Raw genomic sequence first — 21,720 nt, 5'->3', positions numbered from 1 at the left:
AGTAGCCAACCCGCCTCACCTGAGCCTTAAATCCCTGTGCCGCCCCTTTTCCTACCGGAGTTGCCAGCATGCTCATTCAACCGTCCAGAAAAATTCCCAAGGACCTGCGTGAACCGGAAATCCCGGGCCGCACGGAACCGCAACTGCCCTCCGGCGAATGGGGTATCAACTACGCCGCCGCGCTGGGCAACTTCACAAACGGCCTGAAGGTGCACGTTCTGCCCTATGCCGATATGAAACTGGGTGACGGGATCGAGCTTCAGCTCGATGGTGCCACCGTCGACCAGCAGACCCTCACGCAAACAGCTCAATTAGGTCAACGGGTGACACTCTGGGTCGAGCCGAGACACAGCATCAACGGCTCACACACACTCGGCTATACCATAAAGCGCGACCACCAGACCCCCGAACCCTACAAGCCGCCAGTAAAGATCTATATCAAGCTCGACCTGCCCGGCGGCCAGGATCTGGACCCCGATCCCGGTCAACATTCCGAGCTGTACCAGTACATCGATCCGCGCATCATCGCCGACGGCGTGGACAAGGAAACCGCCAGAAATGGCGTGAAAATCACCATCAAGGCCAAACCCGGCAGCCTTTCGAAACGGCCCTATCCGAACTGCGCCGCAGGTGATGTGATCATCGTCAGCTGGGGTGGCGTGCGGATTCGCTCCGCACCGGTCACTCAGGCACAGGTTGACGATCCGGATGCCCATCCGATCGAGGTCAACGTCACTGAAGCGGACATCCTCCGGGCCGGGGATTCGGGCCCCCTGGGGGTCCCCGTGACGTTTACCATCCTTGATCTGGTGAACAACGCGGCGCAAGACTGGTGCAGCGAAACGCGCATCGTCGTCGACACCGGCAACTCGCGACTGAACATGCCCATCCTTGAGCAGGCCAACGGCCAGGAGCTGCACCTCGAAACTTTGAAAGATGAAGATCTGGAACTGAGGGTCTGGGCCACGTCGCCGGACTTCCAGGAAAACGACGTGATCATCATGTACATCAATGGCAGCACACTGGACGGCGTTCCCGTGGCGCACGACGCTCGCCAGACCATCAACAAAGAACCGCCGCTGGTGGTCAGCGTCTTTCTGCCCAACAGCGCCGCCCGGGAGCTGGCCAAAACCCAGGCGGTGTTCTTCTACCAGTTGGAACGTGGCGGCGCGGTGATTCAGCGCTCCAAGAGCCTCTTCATCACCATCATCGGCGACCCCTATCGCCTCGCCGCGCCGATCGCCGACGATGCCGTGAACGGTGCGCTCAAGCCCGACCTGGAGCAAGTGAGCATCCGCATCCCTCATGACGATCGCTTCGAAGAAGACATGGGCATTGAACTCAAATGGCTGGGCACCCAGGCCGACTCGATCACGTATGACCCGCAGCTGGACTGGCATATCCTCAGCGCGGCCGACGCCAGCAACCCGCTGGGCTTCATCGTCAAGGTGGATGGCGTCCAGCACCTCAAGTTGCTCAAGGGCGGCACGCTGGACCTGTCCTACAACCTGCTCAGCGACGAGGACGGCGTAGTCGTCAGGCGGGCATCGCAGCATGCAGAGCTGCTGACCGTGGGCGAAGCACAACTGGAACTGGTGCCCCCGATCGTCCAGGGTGAAGAGAACGGCATCCTGGAACCCGATGATCTGTCCGACGGCACAAGCAAAATCACTTGCCCGAACCCGCTCGCCAACCCGACCAAGCCCCAGGACGTGGTCACCTGGCAACTGCGTGATGCCCATGGCGCGCTCCTGGACCAAGGCAGCAAAACCCTGAACGCCCTCACTGCCGGCAGACCCGTGGATTTCCCGCTTGATGCAGCCTTTGTGCAGAAGCATTTTGAAGCGCGGCGTGGGGAGAAACTCAGCGTCAGCTACAGCATCCTGCGGTTCGAGACGGGCAAGACCAGTTACTCGAATCCGTTGGTGTTCACCGTGGGAGTCGCGCTGGAACTGCTCGCCCCTTCGATCAAGGAGAACAACGGCGACAGCGCACTCAACCCGCTGCTGGTCAGGGACACCTTGACCATCGTGGTGCCGGACAACCCCGAATTGCTGCCAAACCATGAAATCATCGTCACCTGGATTGGCGCTGACGGCACGCCGGCCGGCGGGTCGCACACCTCGGTGCCGCGTGCGGTAAGCGAAGGGCTTGAGTTTGCGATCCCGAACAGCGTGGTGGCGTTCAACCTGGGTAAGCCGGTAAAAGTCTCCTACGTCGTCATCATTGATGGTCATACAACACCGTCCCGGGTATTTGACCTGACGGTGCAAGCAATGCCGCAGAGCGCGCTGGCCAGCCCCACCATCGAGCAGGCCGACAACGACGGCGCCGGCCCGGAACTGTATACCGGCGATCTGAGCCAAGCTTCCGTACGCATGGGTGACTGGCCGCTGATTGCCCTCAACCAATACGTCTGGTTGCGCCTGCGCGGGACCAATGCCGACGGCAGCGCCTACGCGCGCGAGATCTGGAGCGCGCCGACGGCCTTCACCAACGACGACTGGATCGCTAACCAGTTCTTCACTTCCGATATTGCAATCGCTGAAATCAAAAACCTGCAGGATGGCAGCAACCTGGCACTGGAGTTTAAAGCGGCGCTTGGTCAGAGCACGGTGGAGAGTGAGGCGGTGGTATTCCCTGTGCGTACCTACACGATCAAAGCGGCTCTTGCTCTGGTTATCAATACCGAGCCTGTATCGCTTGGCGGCTGGATTTTCCGTTCCGATCACACCCCCACAAATCCTCCGGCTGGCAGTTTTGTCGACAGGCAGGCAAACGGGGGCGTCCCACCCTATCAATACTCATCAAGCAACTCGGCGGCCGCAGAAGTGAATATCACCAATGGTCGGGTGATTTCCAAAGGCAACGGTACCGCTGTCATTACGGTTCGCGATAGTGCAAACCAGACGGTGTCCTACCCTGTTTCAGTCTCGAACGTGTATCGAATCTTCGGAACCAGCGTGTTCAATACCTATACTCAATGCAGCAATGCGGCGGCTAACCAGGGTGGGCGAATTCCGTCCTTGGCGGAGTGGCGTTCATATATCAGCACCTATGCGGGCTTAGCGACAGAAAGTGCATGGTGCTGGGCGGCTGATTCGGCCGGCACTGGCAAACGCTGGGCGATTTATCCGGCCACAGGAGAAACGAAGGCTTTAAGAGATCTGGGTTTTGGAGGCGACACGGCAAACGGGTACGGCATCAGGTAATCCGGGCTTGATACCCCGCAACCGCCACCTACTCAGGACAATCTGAATACAACGGATAAGGGTAGGGACTTATTTAATGGCAATCTCGAGCAGGCTCACGTCTACAAGGGATCTTTGCCGGGCACTTAAGCAGTGACCAACGCAGATCCACTGTGGGAGCGGGCTTGCTCGCGAAGAGGCCAGATCTGCCAGCGCCTATTCCTTGGGCACAACATTATCCATTTCGGACATCAGCGGGAACTCCGATCGAGTTACTTTGAAAGGATTACTCACTGTAGGAGCTGCCGCAGGCTGCGATCTTTTGATCTTGTTTTTTAAAGCAACGTCAAAAGATCGCAGCCTGCGGCAGCTCCTACAGGGGACCGGGCAGTTAGTTCGGTACGCGGCGGCCGTCCAGTACTCGGTTGACCATCAGTTCACTGAGCATGATCACCTGATGCAGCATCAGCATGGCCCGGCGCTGTGGGTTGTCGCCGATGTCGCGGGCCATGTCGCTGGCGGCCGCTAACGACTCTGAACAATAGGAGCCATCACCCTCGCTACCAAACGGCGGGTGGCGGCCATGCGCGGGTTGGTAGACCGGTCGAATTGGGAAACCCGGCGCTCACGAATGAGCCCCACGCATGCCCACCATACAAAGCTATTCCTCAAAAAAGGGACAGCAATGAAGGTGTCGCAATACAACTCGAGACGGGCTACCAAACCCCATCACTGTTTTGCAGTGACTGGGAAACGATATAGCCCGGCCCATAGCCGTGTAAGCCGGCGGATTCTGGCGTACGCGTAGGTAACGGCGCAAGGTGTTGTAGCCGTTATGGCGTAACGGTTCGTGTACTTTAAACGTGGTTGCGAGGGTGCGTTTATGTGCGGGGTCTGCTCTGTTGTTTTGATGTTGTCTGGCAGGCCGCTTTCGCGAGCAAGCCCGCTCCCACAGTTGGAATGAGTGCATTCAGTTGGGAGGGTGATCGGCTTGTGGGCCGTCATCGCTGGCAAGCCAGCTCCCACAATTTGACCGAGAGTATTCAGTTAGGAATTGGTCGGCTCGTAGGCCGCCATCGCCAGCAGGCTGGCTCCCACAATTGGATTGGGTGCATTCAGTTGAGGACCGGTTGGCTGTCAGGCCGCCATTGCCAGCAGGCCTGGACGAAAAACAGGGACGGGTTCATGACCCGTCCCTTTCGATTTGTGCACTTCAGGCACGAGCCCGGCCAATCAGCTCCGGCAGTTAGTCCCGTGCCAACGCCTCGATCGGGTCCAGGCGCGAAGCATTTCGCGCCGGGACGAAGCCGAAGACGATGCCAATCAGCGTCGAGCAGATCACCGCCGTCACCACCGAGGCCATGGAGAACACCATCTCCCACTCCTTGATGAACACCGAAAACAGGTGGCCGATGGCATACGACAGGGAAATGCCGATGGCCCCGCCGAGCAGGCAGACCATTACCGCCTCCACCAGAAACTGCTGACGAATGTCCGACTGGCGGGCGCCGACCGCCATGCGAATGCCGATCTCGCGGGTGCGCTCGGTGACCGACACCAGCATGATGTTCATCACGCCAATGCCACCGACCACCAGCGAAATCACCGCGATCAGCGACAGCAGCAAGGCCAGCGAGCGGCTGGTTTTCTGCACGGTCTGCATCACGCTGTCGAGGTTGTTGGTGTAGAAATCCTTGATGCCGTGGCGTTGCAGCATCAATTGGGTGACGTGATTTTCCACAACTTTGCTCGACTGGCCGTCCTTGATCCGCACGCTGATGCTGTCGAGGAAGCGCTGGCCGAGCAGGCGCCCAGCAGCGGTTTCGTACGGCACCCAGACGTTGAGGGTCTTGCCCGAGGCAAACAGGTTTTTGTTCTCGGCTGCCACGCCGATCACCGTGCACGGCAGGTTGCCGATCAGGATCACCTGGCCCAGCGGATCGACGCCCTCGGCGAACAGCCGATGCCGGGTGTTGTAGTCGATCACCACCACCTGCGCCTGGCGCCGTGCATCGCTCTCGCTGAAGGTGATGCCCGCCTCCAGTTTGATCCCGCGCACTTGAAAGTACTGCTCGCTGACGCCGTTGATCTGCGCGTCGAGGTCGATGTTGCGATAGCGCAGGAGCATGCTGCGGCCGACCACCGGGGTGGCGCTGTCGACGTAATACAGCTGATTCAGCGCGGTGACATCCGCCGGCACCAGTGTCTCGATCGAGGCGGCGCGCTTGTCGCCGAAACTGGTGCCGGAATAGATATCGATGGTGTTGCTGCCGATTGCCGAAATGTCCTTGAGCACGTAGTTTTTCGCGCCCTCGCCGATCGCCGAAATCGACACCACCGAGGTGATGCCGATGACGATCCCGAGCATGGTCAGCAAGGTGCGCATGCGGTGCGAAATCAGCGCCACCCAGGCCATGTTAAAGGCTTCCTTGAACAGCCCGAGGCTGGCCACCAGGCGGCGGGTCGCCGGGGGTTTTGGCGGCACGTCTTCACCCGGCAGTTGCCCGGTGTCGCGCTGGTTGCGGCGATCGCTGAGGATTTCACCGTCGCTGACTTCGATGATGCGCTCGGCGTTGGCCGCGACTTTCGGGTCGTGGGTCACCAGAATCACCGTGTGCCCGGCCGCGTGCAGCTCCAGCAGGATGCGCATCACTTCCTTGCCGCTGGCGGTGTCGAGGGCGCCGGTGGGTTCGTCGGCGAGGATCACTTCCCCGCCATTCATCAAGGCCCGGGCGATACTCACCCGTTGCTGCTGACCGCCGGAGAGCTGGCTCGGCCGGTGGGTCAGGTGCCCATCGAGACCCAGTCGCGCCAACAGCTCGCGGGCGCGGACGTGGCGTTGCGGCGCGGGAATGCCAGCGTAAATCGCCGGCATCTCGACGTTGTGCATCGCGCTCAGGTGCGGCAGCAAGTGATAGCGCTGGAAGATGAAGCCGAAGTAATCGCGGCGCAGCTCAGCCAGCGCCTGATCATCGAGGTCGCGGGTCTCCTGGCCATTGATCTTGTAGCTGCCAGCGGTGGCGTAATCGAGGCAGCCGAGGATGTTCATCAGGGTTGATTTGCCGGAGCCGGAGGCGCCGATGATCGCCACCATTTCCCCGGCATTGATCGTCAGGTTGATGTTCTTCAGTGCGAGAAATTCACGGTCGCCGGCGGTAAAACTGCGGGTGATGCCGGTCAGTTGCAGTAGCGGCTGCGTCATGCTCAAGCCCCCGCCACGGCGGGCAACGGATCACCGATCACCACCCGCTCGCCTTCACTGAGGCCTTGATTGATCTGCACTTTGACGTTGTTGTTGATCCCGGTCTGCACGTTGCGCGACTGCGCCTGGCCCTTGGCGTCCAGCACCCGCACCGGAAAGCTGCCATCGGCGTTGCGTGGCCCGAGCGCGGCCACCGGCACGGTCAGTACCGATTGCGCGGTATCGAGGACGATGCGCACTTGCGCGGTCATCGAAATGCGCAAGCGATGGTCGGGATTGGGCACCTCGAACAGCGCGTTGTAGAACACCGCGGTGTTTTGTTTCGGCGTACCGGCCGGCGGCGTTTCGAGGAAGTTCTGCGGTGCCGGCTCAGTGCCGCGCAGCTTGCCGTAATAGCGTTTGTCTTCACCGAGAATGGTGAAATACACCTCCTGCCCCGGCGCAATGTGGATCACGTCGGCTTCCGACACTTGGGCCTTGATGGTCATGGTGTCCAGATCCGCCAGTTTCAGCAGCACGGGGGCCAACTGATTGGCAATCACGGTCTGGCCTTCCTGGGTCACGATGCCGACCACATCGCCATCGATCGGCGCGACGATCCGCGTATACGCGAGGTTGACCTTGGCGGTATCGATCTGGATGTGCGCGCTTTTGATCTGCGCGTCCAGCGACAGCAGGTTGGCCTGCTGCACCTCGTAGTTCGATTGCGCAGTCTCGAAATCCTGACGCGAGATCGAGGCGTCTTCCTGCAGGTTCTGATAGCGCTCGTAAATCGCTTTGGTCTGCTTGAGCTGGGCTTGCGTGGCACGCTTTTGCGCCTGCAGGTTTTCCTCATCGACCTGCGCCTGACGCAGGGTGTTCTGCAGCACCAGCGGATCAATTTCGGCCAGCCACTGGCCCTTCTTCACCTTGTCGCCGACCTTGAGCTTGAGCGACTTCAACTGCCCCGACACCTGAGCGCCGACGTCCACCTGCTTGACGCCTTCGAGCAAACCGGTGGCAAGCACGGTGTTTTCGATATCCGAGCGTTCGACCGGCGCCGTCTGGTATTTCGGCGCTTCGGCGGGTGCCTGCACCGTGTACAGCACCAACCCGGCCACCGCCGCCAACGCCAACCCCATACCGACTTTGCGCAACTTCGACTTTTCCATAAATAACCACAAGTCCGTTCAGGGATGAACCCGGCCAGAGGCCGGGTCTTGATAGAAAAACAACACTCAGGACAGCACTTCGCCGACCGCCAGCGACAGACCGTCATGCCACCACGCGGCGAAACTGAAGACGTTGGGCGCCTTGAGAATCGTGAAGTGGTTGCCCGGCCCGTACCACACCGCCAGATCGCTGACCTGCCGCTGCCAGCCTGCAAGCACCGCCGCCTGTTCGCGCTGATTGCCCCACTCGTCCAGCGTCGGGTCATCGACCAGCACCAGCCGCACCGGCCCGGTGTAGGCCAGACGCGGTTGATAGACCGTGCGCAAGGCACTGGCGAAGGTCCGCACCGGGCCGTGCATCGCGTTCGGCGCCGCCCGCTCCGACAACACCCCGGCGCGCACCATGCCTTCGTGCAGCAGGCGCAGTTGCGTGCTGTCATCGGCGTTGGCGAAGGTCGCAGGATCGATGCCCAGCGATTTGCCACAGGACAGTTGCAGGGTGTCGATCAACCGTTGCAGCGCGGCAGTGGCCGTGTACGGCTTGCCCGCCGTGCCGTCACCACCGGGTGCCTCGCTGTCGATCAACGTCAGCGATGCCACCTCGCGCCCGACCGCTTGCAACTCCGCGGCCATGGCGTGCGCGACCCAGCCGCCGAACGAATGGCCGATCAGGTGCAGCGGCCCTTGCGGGTGAATCTGCTCGATGGCCTGCAGGTAGAACGCGGCAGCGGCTTCGACCGCGCTGTGCGGCACACTGACGCCGTCCAGCCCACGCGGTTGCAGGCCGATGATCGGCCATTCCGGGCCGATGGCCTCGGTCAGGTGAATGAACCCGGTGACACTGTCACCCGCCCCCGGCACACAGAAAATCGGCGCATGCCCCGGCTGCCCGGTCTGAATCGTCAGCAGCGGTTGATACAGCGTCGGCTCCGGCGCTACCAAGGTTTCCAGCGCCTGGGTAATGGCCTGGCCGAGTGCCTGGATGTGCGGGTACTTCATCATGGTCCGGTGATCGCCGGGGATGTCGATGCAGTGCAGCAAACCAATATCGAAGCGCTCCTCCCAGCCGCGCGTCGGGCTCGGCAGCGACTGGCCGTCCATCAACTCCTGTGCACGGAACAGATGGATCGTCTGGCTCGCCGGGCTGACCCGGTAATGCGCCAGCGCCAGGCGATGCGCCGCTTCGCGATCAAAGTAATGCCAGGCGTCCGTCGCGCTGACCGCCGCCAGTTCCGGATCGGTCAGTTGCTGTGCCTGGCAGCTCTTGAACAGCTCGGGGAAATCCAGTTGTTCGACTTGCGCTTCCAGTGCTTGCACCGCCGCCAGTGCTGCCTCGCTTTCGGCACCGAGCATCAACGAACGGCCACGGCAATGGCCGAGCAACTGGCGCTTGTCGAGGCCCTCGCCGCTCCACAGCGCCTTGTCCTGAGCGAGCGGGTTTGGCGCGTAGCTGTCGAGCATGCCGATGAATTCCACCGGCTCATCGAGGCCGAGCAATTGCTGCGCGACCTCATGCGCCAGCACCCCACCGAACGACCAGCCTGCCAATCGATACGGCCCATGTGCCTGCACGGCGCGGATGATCCCGACCATGCGCTGCGCCATGCACTCCAGCGTGCGCAATTGCGCTTGCCCCAGCGGTACGCCGGGCAGGCCGTAAATCGGGAACTCGCCACCGATGTGCTGGGCCAGCGTCGGGAAATACACGTCCCTGCCGCTGAATTCGTGCATCAGGAACAGCGGCGTACCGTGCGTCCCGGCACGCACCACGACCAGCCCTTCAGGCTGACTCACCGCCTCGCCCTGACTGAGCAGCGCAGCGGCAGACTCGACGCTCGGATGCTGGAACAGTTCGGCCAGCGACAGTTGCAGCCCGGCCCGTTGCATCAGATTGACCAGCTTCACCGCCAGCAACGAATGCCCGCCCAGTTCAAAGAAGTTGTCATGGCGACCGACCTGTTCGACGCCGAGGACTTCACCCCAGATCTGCGCCAGCGCGGTTTCGACTTCACCCTGTGGCGCCACGTATGGGCGGTTGATCACCGCGTCTGCACCCGGTTCCGGCAAGGCTTTGCGATCGATCTTGTCGTTTGGTGTCAGCGGCAAGGCGTCGAGCAACACGAACGCGCCCGGCACCATGTACTCCGGCAGACGCTCCAGCACATGGCTGCGCAACGTCTCAAGACTCGGTGCTTCCACGCCCGAGCGCACGGTGTACCAGGCCACCAGACGCTCATCACGGACCATCACCACCGCCTCGCGAATCGCCGGATGTTCGATCAACCGCGCCTCGATTTCCCCCGGCTCCAGGCGCAAGCCACGCAGCTTGATCTGGAAGTCGTTGCGGCCGAGGAATTCCAGTTCCCCATGATTGTTGTAGCGCGCCAGATCTCCCGTGCGGTACAGGCGATCCCCCGCCACAAACGGGCTGTCGATGAAGCGCTCGGCCTGCATTTCCGGCAAACCGTGATAACCACGCGCTACGCCGACGCCGCCGATGTGCAACTCACCGCTGACGCCTTGTGGCACTGGTTGACCATACGCATCAAGCACGTACAGCCGCGTGTTGCTCAAGGCTGTGCCGATTGGCACCACGCTCTCCGGCACCGGCATGTCCGGTTCCAGCGTCCAGCCCGTGCTGTCCACGGTGGTTTCAGTCGGTCCATAAACGTTATGCAACCGCACCCACGGCAGGCGATCGCGCACCTGGCGCGCCAGCGCGGCACTGAGTTCACCACCACCGTTAAGCACATCGGTCAGGCTGGTGCACTGCTCGACACCGTCCTGCTCGATGAACTGCTGCAGCAGCGCAGGAACGAACTTGACCACCGTCACCTGCTGCTCGCGAATGGTCTGCACCACATAGGCCGAATCGCGGTTACCGTCCGGTCGCGCCAGTACCAGACGCATCCCGGAGCACAGCGGCCAGAAGATCTCCCACACCGAACTGTCGAAGCTGAACGGTGCCTTTTGCAGCAACGCACCGTGTTCGGTCGGCGGCGAAATCTGCGAGCCCCAGTGCACCATGTTGCAGGCGCTGCGATGCTCGATCATCACGCCTTTCGGCAATCCGGTGGAGCCCGAGGTGTAGATCATGTACGCGAGGCTCGAGGCGCTGAGGCCCGGCACTGGCGAATCGTGATCCGGCAGGTGTTGCCAAGTGTCCTGATTCAGGTCGATCAGCGTCACGGCAGAGTCATCGAACAACCCGCGAGTAGCGGTCTGCACCAGCACCGCAGTCGGCGCGCTGTCCTTGAGCATGTACGCCAGACGCTCCGCCGGATACCCCGGATCCAGCGGCACATACGCACCACCGGCCTTGAGGATGCCGAGCAGACCGACCACCAGATCCAGCCCGCGCTCGACGCAGATCGCCACCCGCGCGTCCGGCTGCACACCGAGTTCGCGCAGGTGCTGGGCCAAACGGTTAGCACGCTGATTGAGCTCGCGGTAGGTCAGGTTGCCTTGCGCGGATTGCAGCGCGATGGCGTCCGGTTTGCGCCGCACCTGCGCTTCAAACAGCGTGTGCAACGGCTGCTCCAGCGGGCACTCGACCTCGCTGGCATTGAAGTCGATGAGCAAGCGCTGCTGCTCCTGTCGGTCCAGCAACGGCACTTGCGCAAGCACCGCCTGATCATCGTTGACCAGCGCCGCCAGCAGCCGCTGGAAGTAGCCGACAAAACGCTGCACCGTCGACTCATCGAACAAGGCCGTGGCGTAGCGCAATGAGCCGCGAATCCCGTCGGGCGAATCGCCGAGGCTCAGCGACAGGTCGAACTTCACAAAATGGCTTTCGCCGGCCACGCCTTCCAGGGTCAGGTCGCCGAGGGTCAGGCTCGGGCCGTCGTTGTTATCCCAACTGAGCATGGTCTGGAACAGCGCGCTGTGCGACAGACTGCGGACTGGTTTGCGGATGTCCACCACTTGCTCGAACGGCAGATCCTGATGCGCCTGAGCGTCCAGAGTCTGCGCCTTGACCCGCGCCAGCAGCGTCTCGCCGCTTGGCTCGCCCGAGGTATCGATGCGCAGCGCCAGGGTGTTGACGAACATGCCGATCAGGCCTTCAATCTCGGCCCGGGTGCGGTTGGCCACCGGCGAGCCGATCACCACGTCGTCCTGCCCGGACAAACGGCTGAGCAACATCGCCCATGCGCTCATGATCACCATGTACGGCGTCACCGCTCGACGCTGACACAAGGCTTTCAAACCGGCGCTCAAGCTTTCATCGAGCAGCATGTCGACGCGGCTGCCGGAATAGTCCTGCTGTGGCGGACGCGGACGGTCAGTGGGCAGGGTCAGCAGGGCTGGCGCGCCGGCCAGGGTCTGCTGCCAGTAATCGCTCTGGCGCTGCAGCACCTCGCCACTGAGCCAGCGCCGCTGCCACACCGCGTAGTCGGTGTATTGCAGCGCCAGCGGCGGCAGCGGATCGTCTTCGCCACGGCTGAACGCTTGATACAACGCGGCCAGCTCGCGGGTCAGCACGCCCATCGACCAGCCATCGGCGATGATGTGGTGCAGCGTCAGCAACAGCACATGATGATCATCCGCCAGACGCACCAGACGTCCGCGCAGCAGCGCATCGTGCTGCAGATTGAAGGATGCGCAGGCCTGTTCCTCGATCAGGCCGCGCAAGGCGTTATCAGCCTGCGGGTGCTGACGCAGGTCTTCTACCGGCAGCAACAGACCGGTGTCGGCCGGCAGAATCCGCACCTGCGGCTGATCGTCAATCTGGCTGAAGCGGCTGCGCAGGGTCTCGTGTCGGGCGACGATGCGTGCCAGTGCCCGTTGCAGCGCGTCTTCATCCAGTCGACCGCGCAGGCGCAAACCGACCGGGATGTTGTAGGCGCTGTTGCCGCCGTCCATCTGCGCCAGGAACCACAGGCGTTGCTGAGCGAAAGACAGCGGCAATAGCTGATCGCGGGGCGCCGGCAAAATCTCCGGCAAGGTGCTGCGCCCCGCCCGGCTCAACACCTCGGCCACGGCGGCCAGCTCGGGGTTGGCGAACAACTCGGCGAGTGTCAGCTCGACGCCCAACTGCTGACGCACCTGCGACAGCATGCGCATCGCCAGCAATGAATGCCCGCCCAGTTCGAAGAAGTTGTCGTGACGACCGACCTGTTCGAGCTGCAACAAGCCAGCCCAGATCCGCGCCAAATGTTGTTCCAGCGCCGAGATCGGCGCGACATACACCCGACTGAGCATCGCTGCCTGGGTCGGCGCTGGCAGTGCCTTGCGGTCGACCTTGCCGTTGTTGTTCAACGGCAACCCATCCAGTTGCACCCACGCGGTCGGCACCATGTATTCCGGCAGTCGTGCCAGCAACTGCGCATGCAGATCGGCGCTGTCCAGGCGGCCGGCGTGCGCGGTGTAATACGCCACCAGACGCGTGATGTCTTGACCATCGCGGCGCGCCAGCACCACCGCTTCCTTGATCCCCTGGCAGTTGAGCAGTCGGTTTTCGATTTCGCCCAGTTCGATACGGAAACCACGAATCTTCACCTGATCGTCATTGCGCCCGATGCAATCGAGCTGCCCCGGCGCCAGCCAGCGTGCGAGATCGCCGGTGCGATACAGCAGCGCGCCCGGCTGATCGCTGAACGGATCGCGCAGGAACTTCTCGGCGGTCAGATAGGCGCGGTTCAGGTAACCCAGCGCCACGCCCTGCCCGCCGATGTACAACTCGCCGGTCACGCCCATCGGCACCGGTTGCTGATGCGCGTCGAGCACATACACCTGGGTGTTGGAGATCGGCGCGCCAATCGGCACGCTCTCGGCGTTTTTCGCCACTTCACGCACTTCAAATGTCGTGGCGTAAGTGGTGGTTTCGGTCGGACCGTAGCAATGCACGATGCGCAGCGCCGGCGCCTCGGCCAGCAGTCGACGGAACGCCGCCGGGTCGCCGCGCTCACCGCCGCACAGGACCATGCGCAAGCCTTTCAGGGCCTGTGGAATCAGCTGCACGTACTGGTTGAACAGCGCCGTGGTGACGAACAGCACGGTCGCCCCAGAGGCGCTCAACTCACGGCCGAATGCGTTTGGATCAAGCAGGGTCTGGTGATCGATCACCACGACGCGCCCGCCGTTGAGCAGCGGCCCCCAGATGTCCATGGTGCTGGCGTCGAACGCCGGGTTGGAAGCGAACACCACGCGGTCCTGCGCATTGAAATCGGCGTAGCCGTTGTTCAGCACCAGGCGGCCGATGGCGCGGTGCGGGACCATCACGCCTTTCGGGGTGCCAGTGGAACCGGAGGTGTACATGATGTACGCCAGCGCTTCCGAGGATTGCAGCAGGTTCGGGTTGTGCGTCGGTTGGCCGCTGAGGATCAAGCGGTCAAGGTCGATGCGTGGCGCAGCGTAGTCGATGACTTCACTGCTGAGGGTCAGCAACGCCGCTGCCTGACAGTCCTCGACCATGAATGCCTGACGCTCGCTCGGGGCATTGATGTCCAGCGGCACATAGGCCGCCGCGCACTTGGCAATCGCCAGTTGCGCCACCAGCAGTTCCAGCGAGCGTGGCAGCAGGATCGCCACATGATCGCCCGGCTGTACGCCTTGGCTGATCAAGTGATGCGCCAGACGGTTGGCCTGGGCGTTCAGCTCAAAGTAGCTCAGCGAATGCTCGCCATGCACCGCCGCCACCGCCTTCGGATGCGCCGCTGCCTGCTGCTGGAAAATCCCGTGCACGGTCAGCGTTTGCGGGTATTCGCGCGCCGTAGCGTTGAAGTCGTACAGCAAGCGCTGACGCTCAGACTCGGCGAGCAATTGCACCCGCTCCAACACTGTCTGCTCATCGTTGACCATCGCCGCCAGCAGGCGCTGCAAGTAGCCGACGTAACGCTCGACGGTCGCTTGATCGAACAACGCCGTGGCGTATTCCAGCGATCCGCGAATCACCCCGTTGACCTCACCCAGGGTCAGGGTCAGGTCGAACTTCGCCACCCGGCCCGGCGCGGCCACCCCTTCAAGACTCAGATCGCCCAGCGCCAGGTTCGGCCCGACGCTGCTGTCCCAGCTCAGCGTGCTCTGGAACAACGGGCTGTGCGCCAGACTGCGCGCCGGCCGGGCGATTTCCACCACTTGCTCGAACGGCAGATCCTGATGCGCCTGCGCCTCCAGCGTGCGCGCCTTGACCCGCGCCAGCAGCGTGGCCACGCTCGGTTCACCCGAGGTGTCGATGCGCAGCGCCAGGGTGTTGACGAACATGCCGATCAGGCCTTCAATCTCGGCCCGGGTGCGGTTGGCCACCGGCGAGCCGATCACCACGTCGGACTGCCCGGACAGGCGACTCAGCAACAGCGACCAGGCACTCATCAGGGTCATGAACAGGGTCACGCCGTGACGCTGACTCAAGGCTTTGAGCCCGGCGCTCAGACGCTCATCCAGCCGTACTTCGACGCTGCTGCCGGCAAAGTCCTGCTGTGGCGGACGCGGACGGTCGGTGGGCAGGGTCAGCAAGGCCGGTGCGCCGTCGAGGGTCTGCTGCCAGTAATCGCTTTGCCGCTGCAGCACCTCGCCGCTGAGCCAGCGCCGTTGCCACACGGCGTAGTCGCCGTATTGCAGCGTCAACGCCGGCAATGGATCCGGCTGACCGTGACTGAAGGCCTGATACAGCGCCATCAGCTCACGGGTCAGCACGCCCATCGACCAACCGTCAGCGACGATGTGATGCACGGTCAGCAACAGCACATGGTGCTCGTCGGCCAGACGTATCAGGCGTCCGCGAATCAGTGGATCGCGTTGTAGATCGAAGGCTGTCGCGGCTTCCTGCGCGAGCAGCGTCTGCACGCTGGCTTCGGCCTGCGGGTCTTGGCACAGGTCTTCAATCGGCAACAGCAGACCGCTATCGACCGGCGCAATCAGCACCTGCGCCTGATCGTCGATGCTGACGAAACGGCTGCGCAGGGTTGCGTGCCGCGCAACGATCTGCGCCAGTGCGCGTTGCAGCGCTTCGCCATCGAGTTGCCCGCGCAGGCGCAGGCCAAGCGGAATGTTGTACGCCGAATTGCCGCCGTCCATTTGCGCGAGGAACCACAGGCGCTGCTGGGCGAAGGACAGCGGCAGCGCTTGATCAGGCGCCGCCGCGACGATCTCCGGCAGCGTACTGCGCCCGGCACGATTCAACACCTCGGCCACCGCGCTGAGATGCGGATCGGCAAACAACTCGCTCAGGGGCAATTCGACGCCCAGACGCTGGCGCACCTGCGACAGCATGCGCATCGCCAGCAACGAATGCCCGCCGAGTTCGAAGAAGTGGTCATGGCGGCCGATCTGTTCGACTTGCAGGGTCTCAGCCCAGATCTGCGCCAATGCGGTTTCCAGTTCACCCTGCGGCGCAACGTATTCACGAGTGAACAACGCCGCAGCATCCGGTTCGGGCAAGGCTTTGCGATCAACCTTGCCGTTGTTGTTCAGCGGCAAGGCATCGAGCTGCACCCAGGCACTCGGCACCATGTATTCCGGCAACTGCGCCTGCAAATGCTCACGCAGGTCGGCGAGGTCCAGCGTGCCGTCGTGCGCGGTGTAGTAGGCCACCAGTCGCAGCGGTTCCTGACCATCGCGCCGGGCGAGCACCACCGCTTCGTTGATCCCCGGGTAGCCCAGCAGACGATTTTCGATCTCGCCGAGTTCGATGCGGAAACCACGGATTTTCACCTGATCGTCATTGCGTCCGATGCAGTCGAGCTGCCCCGGCGCCAGCCAGCGCACGAGGTCGCCAGTCCGGTAGAGCAACGCGCCCGGACGGTCGCTGAACGGATCGGGCAGGAATTTTTCCGCCGTCAGATCGGCACGGTTCAAGTAACCGAGGGCCACGCCCTGCCCGCCGATGTACAACTCGCCGGTCACGCCCATCGGCACCGGCTGCTGGTGCGCATCGAGCACATACACCTGGGTGTTGGAGATCGGCCCGCCAATCGGCACGCTTTCGGCATTTTCCGCCACTTCGTGCACTTCAAACGTGGTGGCGTAAGTGGTGGTTTCGGTCGGGCCGTAGCAATGCACGATGCGCAACTGTGGCGCCTCGGCCCGCAAGCGGCGGAAGCTTGCCGGATCGCCGCGTTCACCGCCGCACAGAACCATGCGCAAGCCTTTCAGCGCCTGCGGAATCAGTTGCACGTACTGGTTGAACAGCGCGGTGGTGACAAACAGGATTGTCGCGCCGCTGACGCTCAATTCACGAGCGAGCGCGTGCGGATCCAGCAGGGTCTGGTGATCGATCACCACCACGCGTCCGCCGTTGAGCAGCGGCCCCCAGATGTCCATGGTGCTGGCGTCGAACGCCGGGTTGGACGCAAACGCTACGCGATCCTGCGGGTTGAAATCGGCGTAGCCGTTGTTCAGCACCAGGCGAGCGATGCCACGGTGCGGCACCATCACACCCTTCGGCGTACCGGTGGAACCGGAGGTGTACATGATGTACGCCAGTGCCTCCGAAGACTGTGCCAGATTCGGGTTGTGCGCAGGCTGGTCGTTCAGCGTCAGGGCATCCAGATCGATGCGCGGCAGTGGATAGTCGATGTTTTCGCCACGCAGGGTCAGCAACGCCACGGCGCGGCTGTCCTCGAGCATGAACGCCTGACGCTCACTCGGCGCGTTGATGTCCAGCGGCACATAGGCCGCCGCGCACTTGGCAATCGCCAGTTGCGCCACCAGCAGCTCCAGCGAGCGCGGCAACAGGATCGCCACATGAGCGCCCGGCTGTACACCTTGAGCGATCAGGTAGTGGGCCAAGCGGTTGGCCCGATCATTCAAATCGCCATAACTCGACGTTTGCCCGCGATGCACGACAGCGATGGCGTGCGGATCTGCCGCCACTTGCCTTTCGAACAATGCGTGCACGGTCAGCGCACGCGGGTATTCCCGCTCGGTGGTGTTGAACTCGACCAGCAATTGCCGGCGTTCGTCCGGCGCCAGGATCGACACCTGGTCAACGCTCACTTGCGGTGTTTGCTCCAGCGCCTGCAGCAGGTTGCTCACCGCTCGTTGCAGGTATTCGCAGATGCGTGCGGGATCAATGCCGGGGGCAGCCAGTGCGGTGAAGCCGAAACCTTCGCCGAGGTCATCGACACTCACGCTCAACTGGTAATTGGTGTGCTCCTGGGTATTGAGCAACTGCATGCCTTGCCACGCGTTCGCCGCCTCCGGGGAAGGTGTGCCGGCAGCGGCGCTGTGGCGATAGTTGAACAGCGTGCTGAACAACGGCGTGCCGGCGGGCATACCACTGCAACGCTGGGCCAGTGCCAATTGCGCATGCTCATGTTGCAGCAGCGCGTTCAACTGTCGGTGGGTGGCGAGCGCGGCTTCCTGCGCCGAGCGTTGCCCGAGATCGACGCGCAGCGGCAAGGTGTTGATGAACACCCCCAGCGCGCGTTCGGCGCCCTCGCCCGCCTGCAACCGCCCCAGCAACACGGTGCCGAACACCACCGCGTCTCGCCCGGAGAGTTTTCCCAGCACCTGCGCCCAGGCCAGATGCATCAGGCTCGCGGCGCTGATCCCCAGACGCCGGGCCTTGGCCCTGACGCGCTGACTCAGATCGAGGTCGAGTATCCGTCGTGCTTCTGCGGCGTGGCCCTCGGCAATGCTCTGCTGGCCGTACGGTGCGCTCGGTTCGCTGATGTCACCGAGCATTTCGCGGAAGAACGCTTCATGCGCCTGATCACTGATTGCGCCACGGCTGTGCGCCACGTAATTGCGATACGGCACCGGTTCGGCCAGACGTTGCGGCTGGCCGCTGAGGAACGCCTGCATCTCGTGTTGCAGCACCTCCAGTGCCACGTGGTCCATCACCAGGTGATGGAACAGCAACAACGCCACCACACGTTGATTGGCTGCATCCCGCGCGTGTACCACGCGCATCAGCGGCGCCTGATTGACGGCCATGCGGTATTGCGCAGCGTCGAAGCGCTTGCGCAACTGCTCCAGTACATCGCCGTCCGCGTCATGCAGTTCCAGGCCTTCGCACGCCAGCGGCGCCTCACGCCAGACCACTTGCACCGGGTCTTGCAGTCCGTCCCAGAACAGCGAAGTGCGCAGGATGTCGTGGCGCTGGATTACGTGCTGCAAGGCTTGGGTAAAAGTGTTCAGGCGTTGTTCATCGGCAAATGCAAACTGCGCCTGCAACACATACGGATCGCCCTGCGCGGCGGACAGGTGATGGAACAGGATCCCCGTCTGCAACGGCGCCAGCGGGTAAATGTCCTGCACGTTGGCCACGCCGCCGGGGATGCTGGCGACGATGCGGTCGATGCTTGGCTGATCGAGCGCCACCAGTGGCAGCAACTCGGGAGTGATACGCGTGCAGTCCGCAGTGATCAGGTTGGCCGCGACTTCGGCCTCGGGCTCGCCACCCACGGCAGCGGCCAGTGCAGCCAGGGTCGGCTGGTTGAACAGCACGCGGATGTCGGCGGTCAGGCCGGCACGGCGCATCCGCGCCACCAGATTCACCGCCAGCAGCGAGTGGCCGCCGAGTTCAAAGAAATGGTCATGGCGCCCTACCCGCTCAACCTTGAGCAGTTCCGCCCAGAGCTGCGCGAGGACGATTTCCACTTCGCCGACCGGTGCTTCGTATTCACGGGCGGTCAGCGCCGCCATATCCGGGGCCGGCAGTGCCTTGTGGTCGAGTTTGCCGTTGGGGCTGAGCGGCAATGCATCGAGATGCACGAACACGGCGGGCACCATGTAGTCCGGCAGATTTTCCAGCAAGTGGCCGCGCAGTGTTTCAATTTCCAGCGGTGCGCCGGTGTAGTACGCGACCAGACGCTTGTCGCCCGGCACGTCCTCGCGGGCCAGTACAGCGGCTTCCTGAATGCTGTCGATCTGCGTCAAACGCGCCTGAATCTCGCCGAGTTCGATGCGCAAACCACGGATCTTCACCTGGTCGTCGTTACGGCCGAGGTATTCGATATTGCCGTCCGGCAGATAGCGCGCGACGTCGCCGGTGCGGTACATCCGCCCATTGGCCTGGAACGGATCGTTGAGGAAGCGCTCGGCATTCAGTCCCGGGCGATTCAGATAACCACGCGCCACCTGCACGCCACCGATGTACAACTCGCCAACCACGCCGTGCGGCACCGGTTGTTGCTGGGCATCGAGGATGTACATGCGGGTGTTGGCAATCGGTTTGCCGATTGGCGTGTTGTCCGGCGTTTGCTCCAGCGGCCCGGCGCAATTCCACGCCGTTACGTCCACTGCGGCCTCGGTCGGGCCATAGAGGTTGTGTAATTGGCTGGCCGGCAGTTGCTGCTTGAAGCGCCGTACCACGCTGCCCGGCAACGCTTCGCCGCTGCACATGACTTGCCGCAGGCTGCTGCAACGTGCGGTGTCGGCGTGGGCGAGGAACACATCGAGCATCGACGGAACAAAGTGCAGCGTGGTGATGTGTTCGCGTTCGATGATTTCGCTGAGGTACTGCGGGTCCTTGTGCCCCTCAGGTCGGGCCATGACCAATCGGGCGCCAGTCATCAACGGCCAGAAGAACTCCCAGACCGAGACGTCGAAACTGAACGGGGTCTTCTGCAACACCGTATCGGCTGCCGACAGTTGATAAGCGTCCTGCATCCACAGCAAGCGGTTGACCACCCCGGCGTGTTCGTTGATCACGCCTTTCGGTTGGCCAGTGGAACCGGAGGTGTAGATCACGTAGGCGGTGTGATTCGGGGTCAGCTCAGTGGCCCGCAGGTTTTCCGCTGGTAGCGATTGCCAGTGCAGCTGATCCAGATCGATCACCGGCACGGCGACTTCGCCGAGCAACGAACGCGTGGTTCCCTGCACCAGCACCGCCAGCGGCGCGCTGTCCTCAAGCATGTAAGCCAGACGCTCCAGCGGATACGCCGGATCCAGCGGCACGTAACCGCCGCCAGCCTTGAGGATCGCCAGCAGCCCGACCACCATGTCCAGACCACGCTCGACGCAGATCGCCACCCGCGAATCCGGCCCTACGCCCAATTCACGCAGATGCCGCGCCAGTTGATTGGCCCGGGCATTGAGTTCGGCAAAACTCAGGCGCTGCGCCTCACTTTGCAGGGCGATGGCCTGCGGCGAACGCGCCACTTGCGCTTCGAACAGACCGTGAATGGTCTGATTAAGGTCGTAATCGACTTCCGTGGCATTGAACTCGACCAGCAAGCGCTGCTGTTCTTCCTGCGCCAGCAGCGGCGCGTGTTCCAGCACTGCCTGATCGTTGGTGACCATCGCCTGCAACAGGCGCAGGAAGTAACCGGTGAAGCGCTCGACCGTGCTCTGGTCAAACAACGCCGTGGCGTATTCCAGCGATCCGCGAATGCTGCCGTTGGACTCGCTGAGGCTCAGCGACAGGTCGAACTTGGCAAAGTGGCTCGGCTCGGCCACGCCTTCCAGCGTCAGTTCGCCGAGGGCCAGCGCCGGGCTTTCGAGGCCATCCCAACTGAGCAAGGTCTGGAACAACGGGCTGTGCGCCAGGCTGCGCACCGGCCGGGTGATTTCCACCACTTGCTCGAACGGCAGATCCTGATGCGCCTGCGCGTGCAGGGTTTGCGCCTTGACCCGCGCCAGCAGCGCTTCGACGCTCAGCTCGCCGGAGGTGTCGATGCGCAGCGCCAGGGTGTTGACGAACATGCCGATCAGGCCTTCGATTTCGGCGCGGGTGCGGTTGGCCACTGGCGAACCGATCACCACTTCAGCCTGCCCGGACAAGCGGCTGAGCAGCATTGCCCAGGCACTCATCAGCGTCATGTACAGGGTCACGCCGTGACGCTGACCCAAGGCTTTGAGCCCGGCGCTCAAGCGCTCGTCGAGCACGACGGCAACGCTGCTGCCGGCATAGTCCTGCTGCGCCGGGCGCGGCCGATCGGTCGGCAGCATCAGCAGTGCCGGGGCACCAGCGAGGGTCTGTTGCCAGTACTCGCTCTGGCGTTGCAGCACTTCGCCGCTAAGCCAGCGCCGTTGCCACACCGCGTAGTCGGTGTATTGCAGCGCCAGGGGCGGCAGCGGATCCGGCTGGCCATGACTGAACGCCTGATACAGCGCCATCAGTTCGCGGGTCAAAACACCCATCGACCAGCCGTCGGAGATGATGTGGTGCAGGGTCAGCAACAGCACATGGTGATCGTCGGCCAGGCGTACCAGTCGCCCACGAATCAACGGATCGTCCTGCAAGTCGAACGGCCCGGAGGCTTCGCCCTGAATCAGCGCCTGCAGGGTT

4 protein-coding genes (1 of these 4 running past the window's edge) are annotated in these 21,720 nt (G+C 62.9%); 1 reads left to right on the top strand and 3 read right to left on the bottom strand.

Going from position 1 to position 21,720, the window contains the following annotated elements:
* Window positions 1–68: 68 nt before the first annotated feature.
* Window positions 69–3,212: a hypothetical protein gene (locus tag ACVHNU_RS08480; protein WP_473019443.1), complete on the top strand. Its 3,144-nt coding sequence runs from the start codon at window positions 69–71 to the stop codon at window positions 3,210–3,212.
* Window positions 3,213–4,437: 1,225 nt separating this feature from the next.
* Here ACVHNU_RS08480 and ACVHNU_RS08475 read toward each other — a convergent pair.
* The 3 genes from ACVHNU_RS08475 to ACVHNU_RS08465 form a co-directional block, all read right to left on the bottom strand.
* Window positions 4,438–6,393, bottom strand: coding sequence for a MacB family efflux pump subunit (locus ACVHNU_RS08475; RefSeq protein WP_473019442.1), 1,956 nt, complete (start codon window positions 6,391–6,393; stop codon window positions 4,438–4,440).
* A 2-nt stretch (window positions 6,394–6,395) separates the two neighbouring features.
* On the bottom strand, window positions 6,396–7,544 hold the full coding sequence (macA, locus tag ACVHNU_RS08470) for a macrolide transporter subunit MacA (protein ID WP_473019441.1): 1,149 nt from the start codon (window positions 7,542–7,544) through the stop codon (window positions 6,396–6,398).
* 66 nt (window positions 7,545–7,610) lie between these two features.
* On the bottom strand, window positions 7,611–21,720 hold the 3' portion of the coding sequence (locus tag ACVHNU_RS08465) for a non-ribosomal peptide synthase/polyketide synthase (protein WP_473019440.1). It continues 3,734 nt past the right edge of the window; the window shows 14,110 of its 17,844 coding nt (coding positions 3,735–17,844); its start codon lies beyond the right edge, outside the window — the gene reads right to left on this strand; its stop codon occupies window positions 7,611–7,613.

The sequence above is a fragment of the Pseudomonas sp. Ors-4-3C genome, from assembly GCF_055755035.1.
The sequence above is the reverse complement of the archived record's forward strand: the minus strand, read 5'-3'. Positions and strand labels throughout refer to the sequence as shown.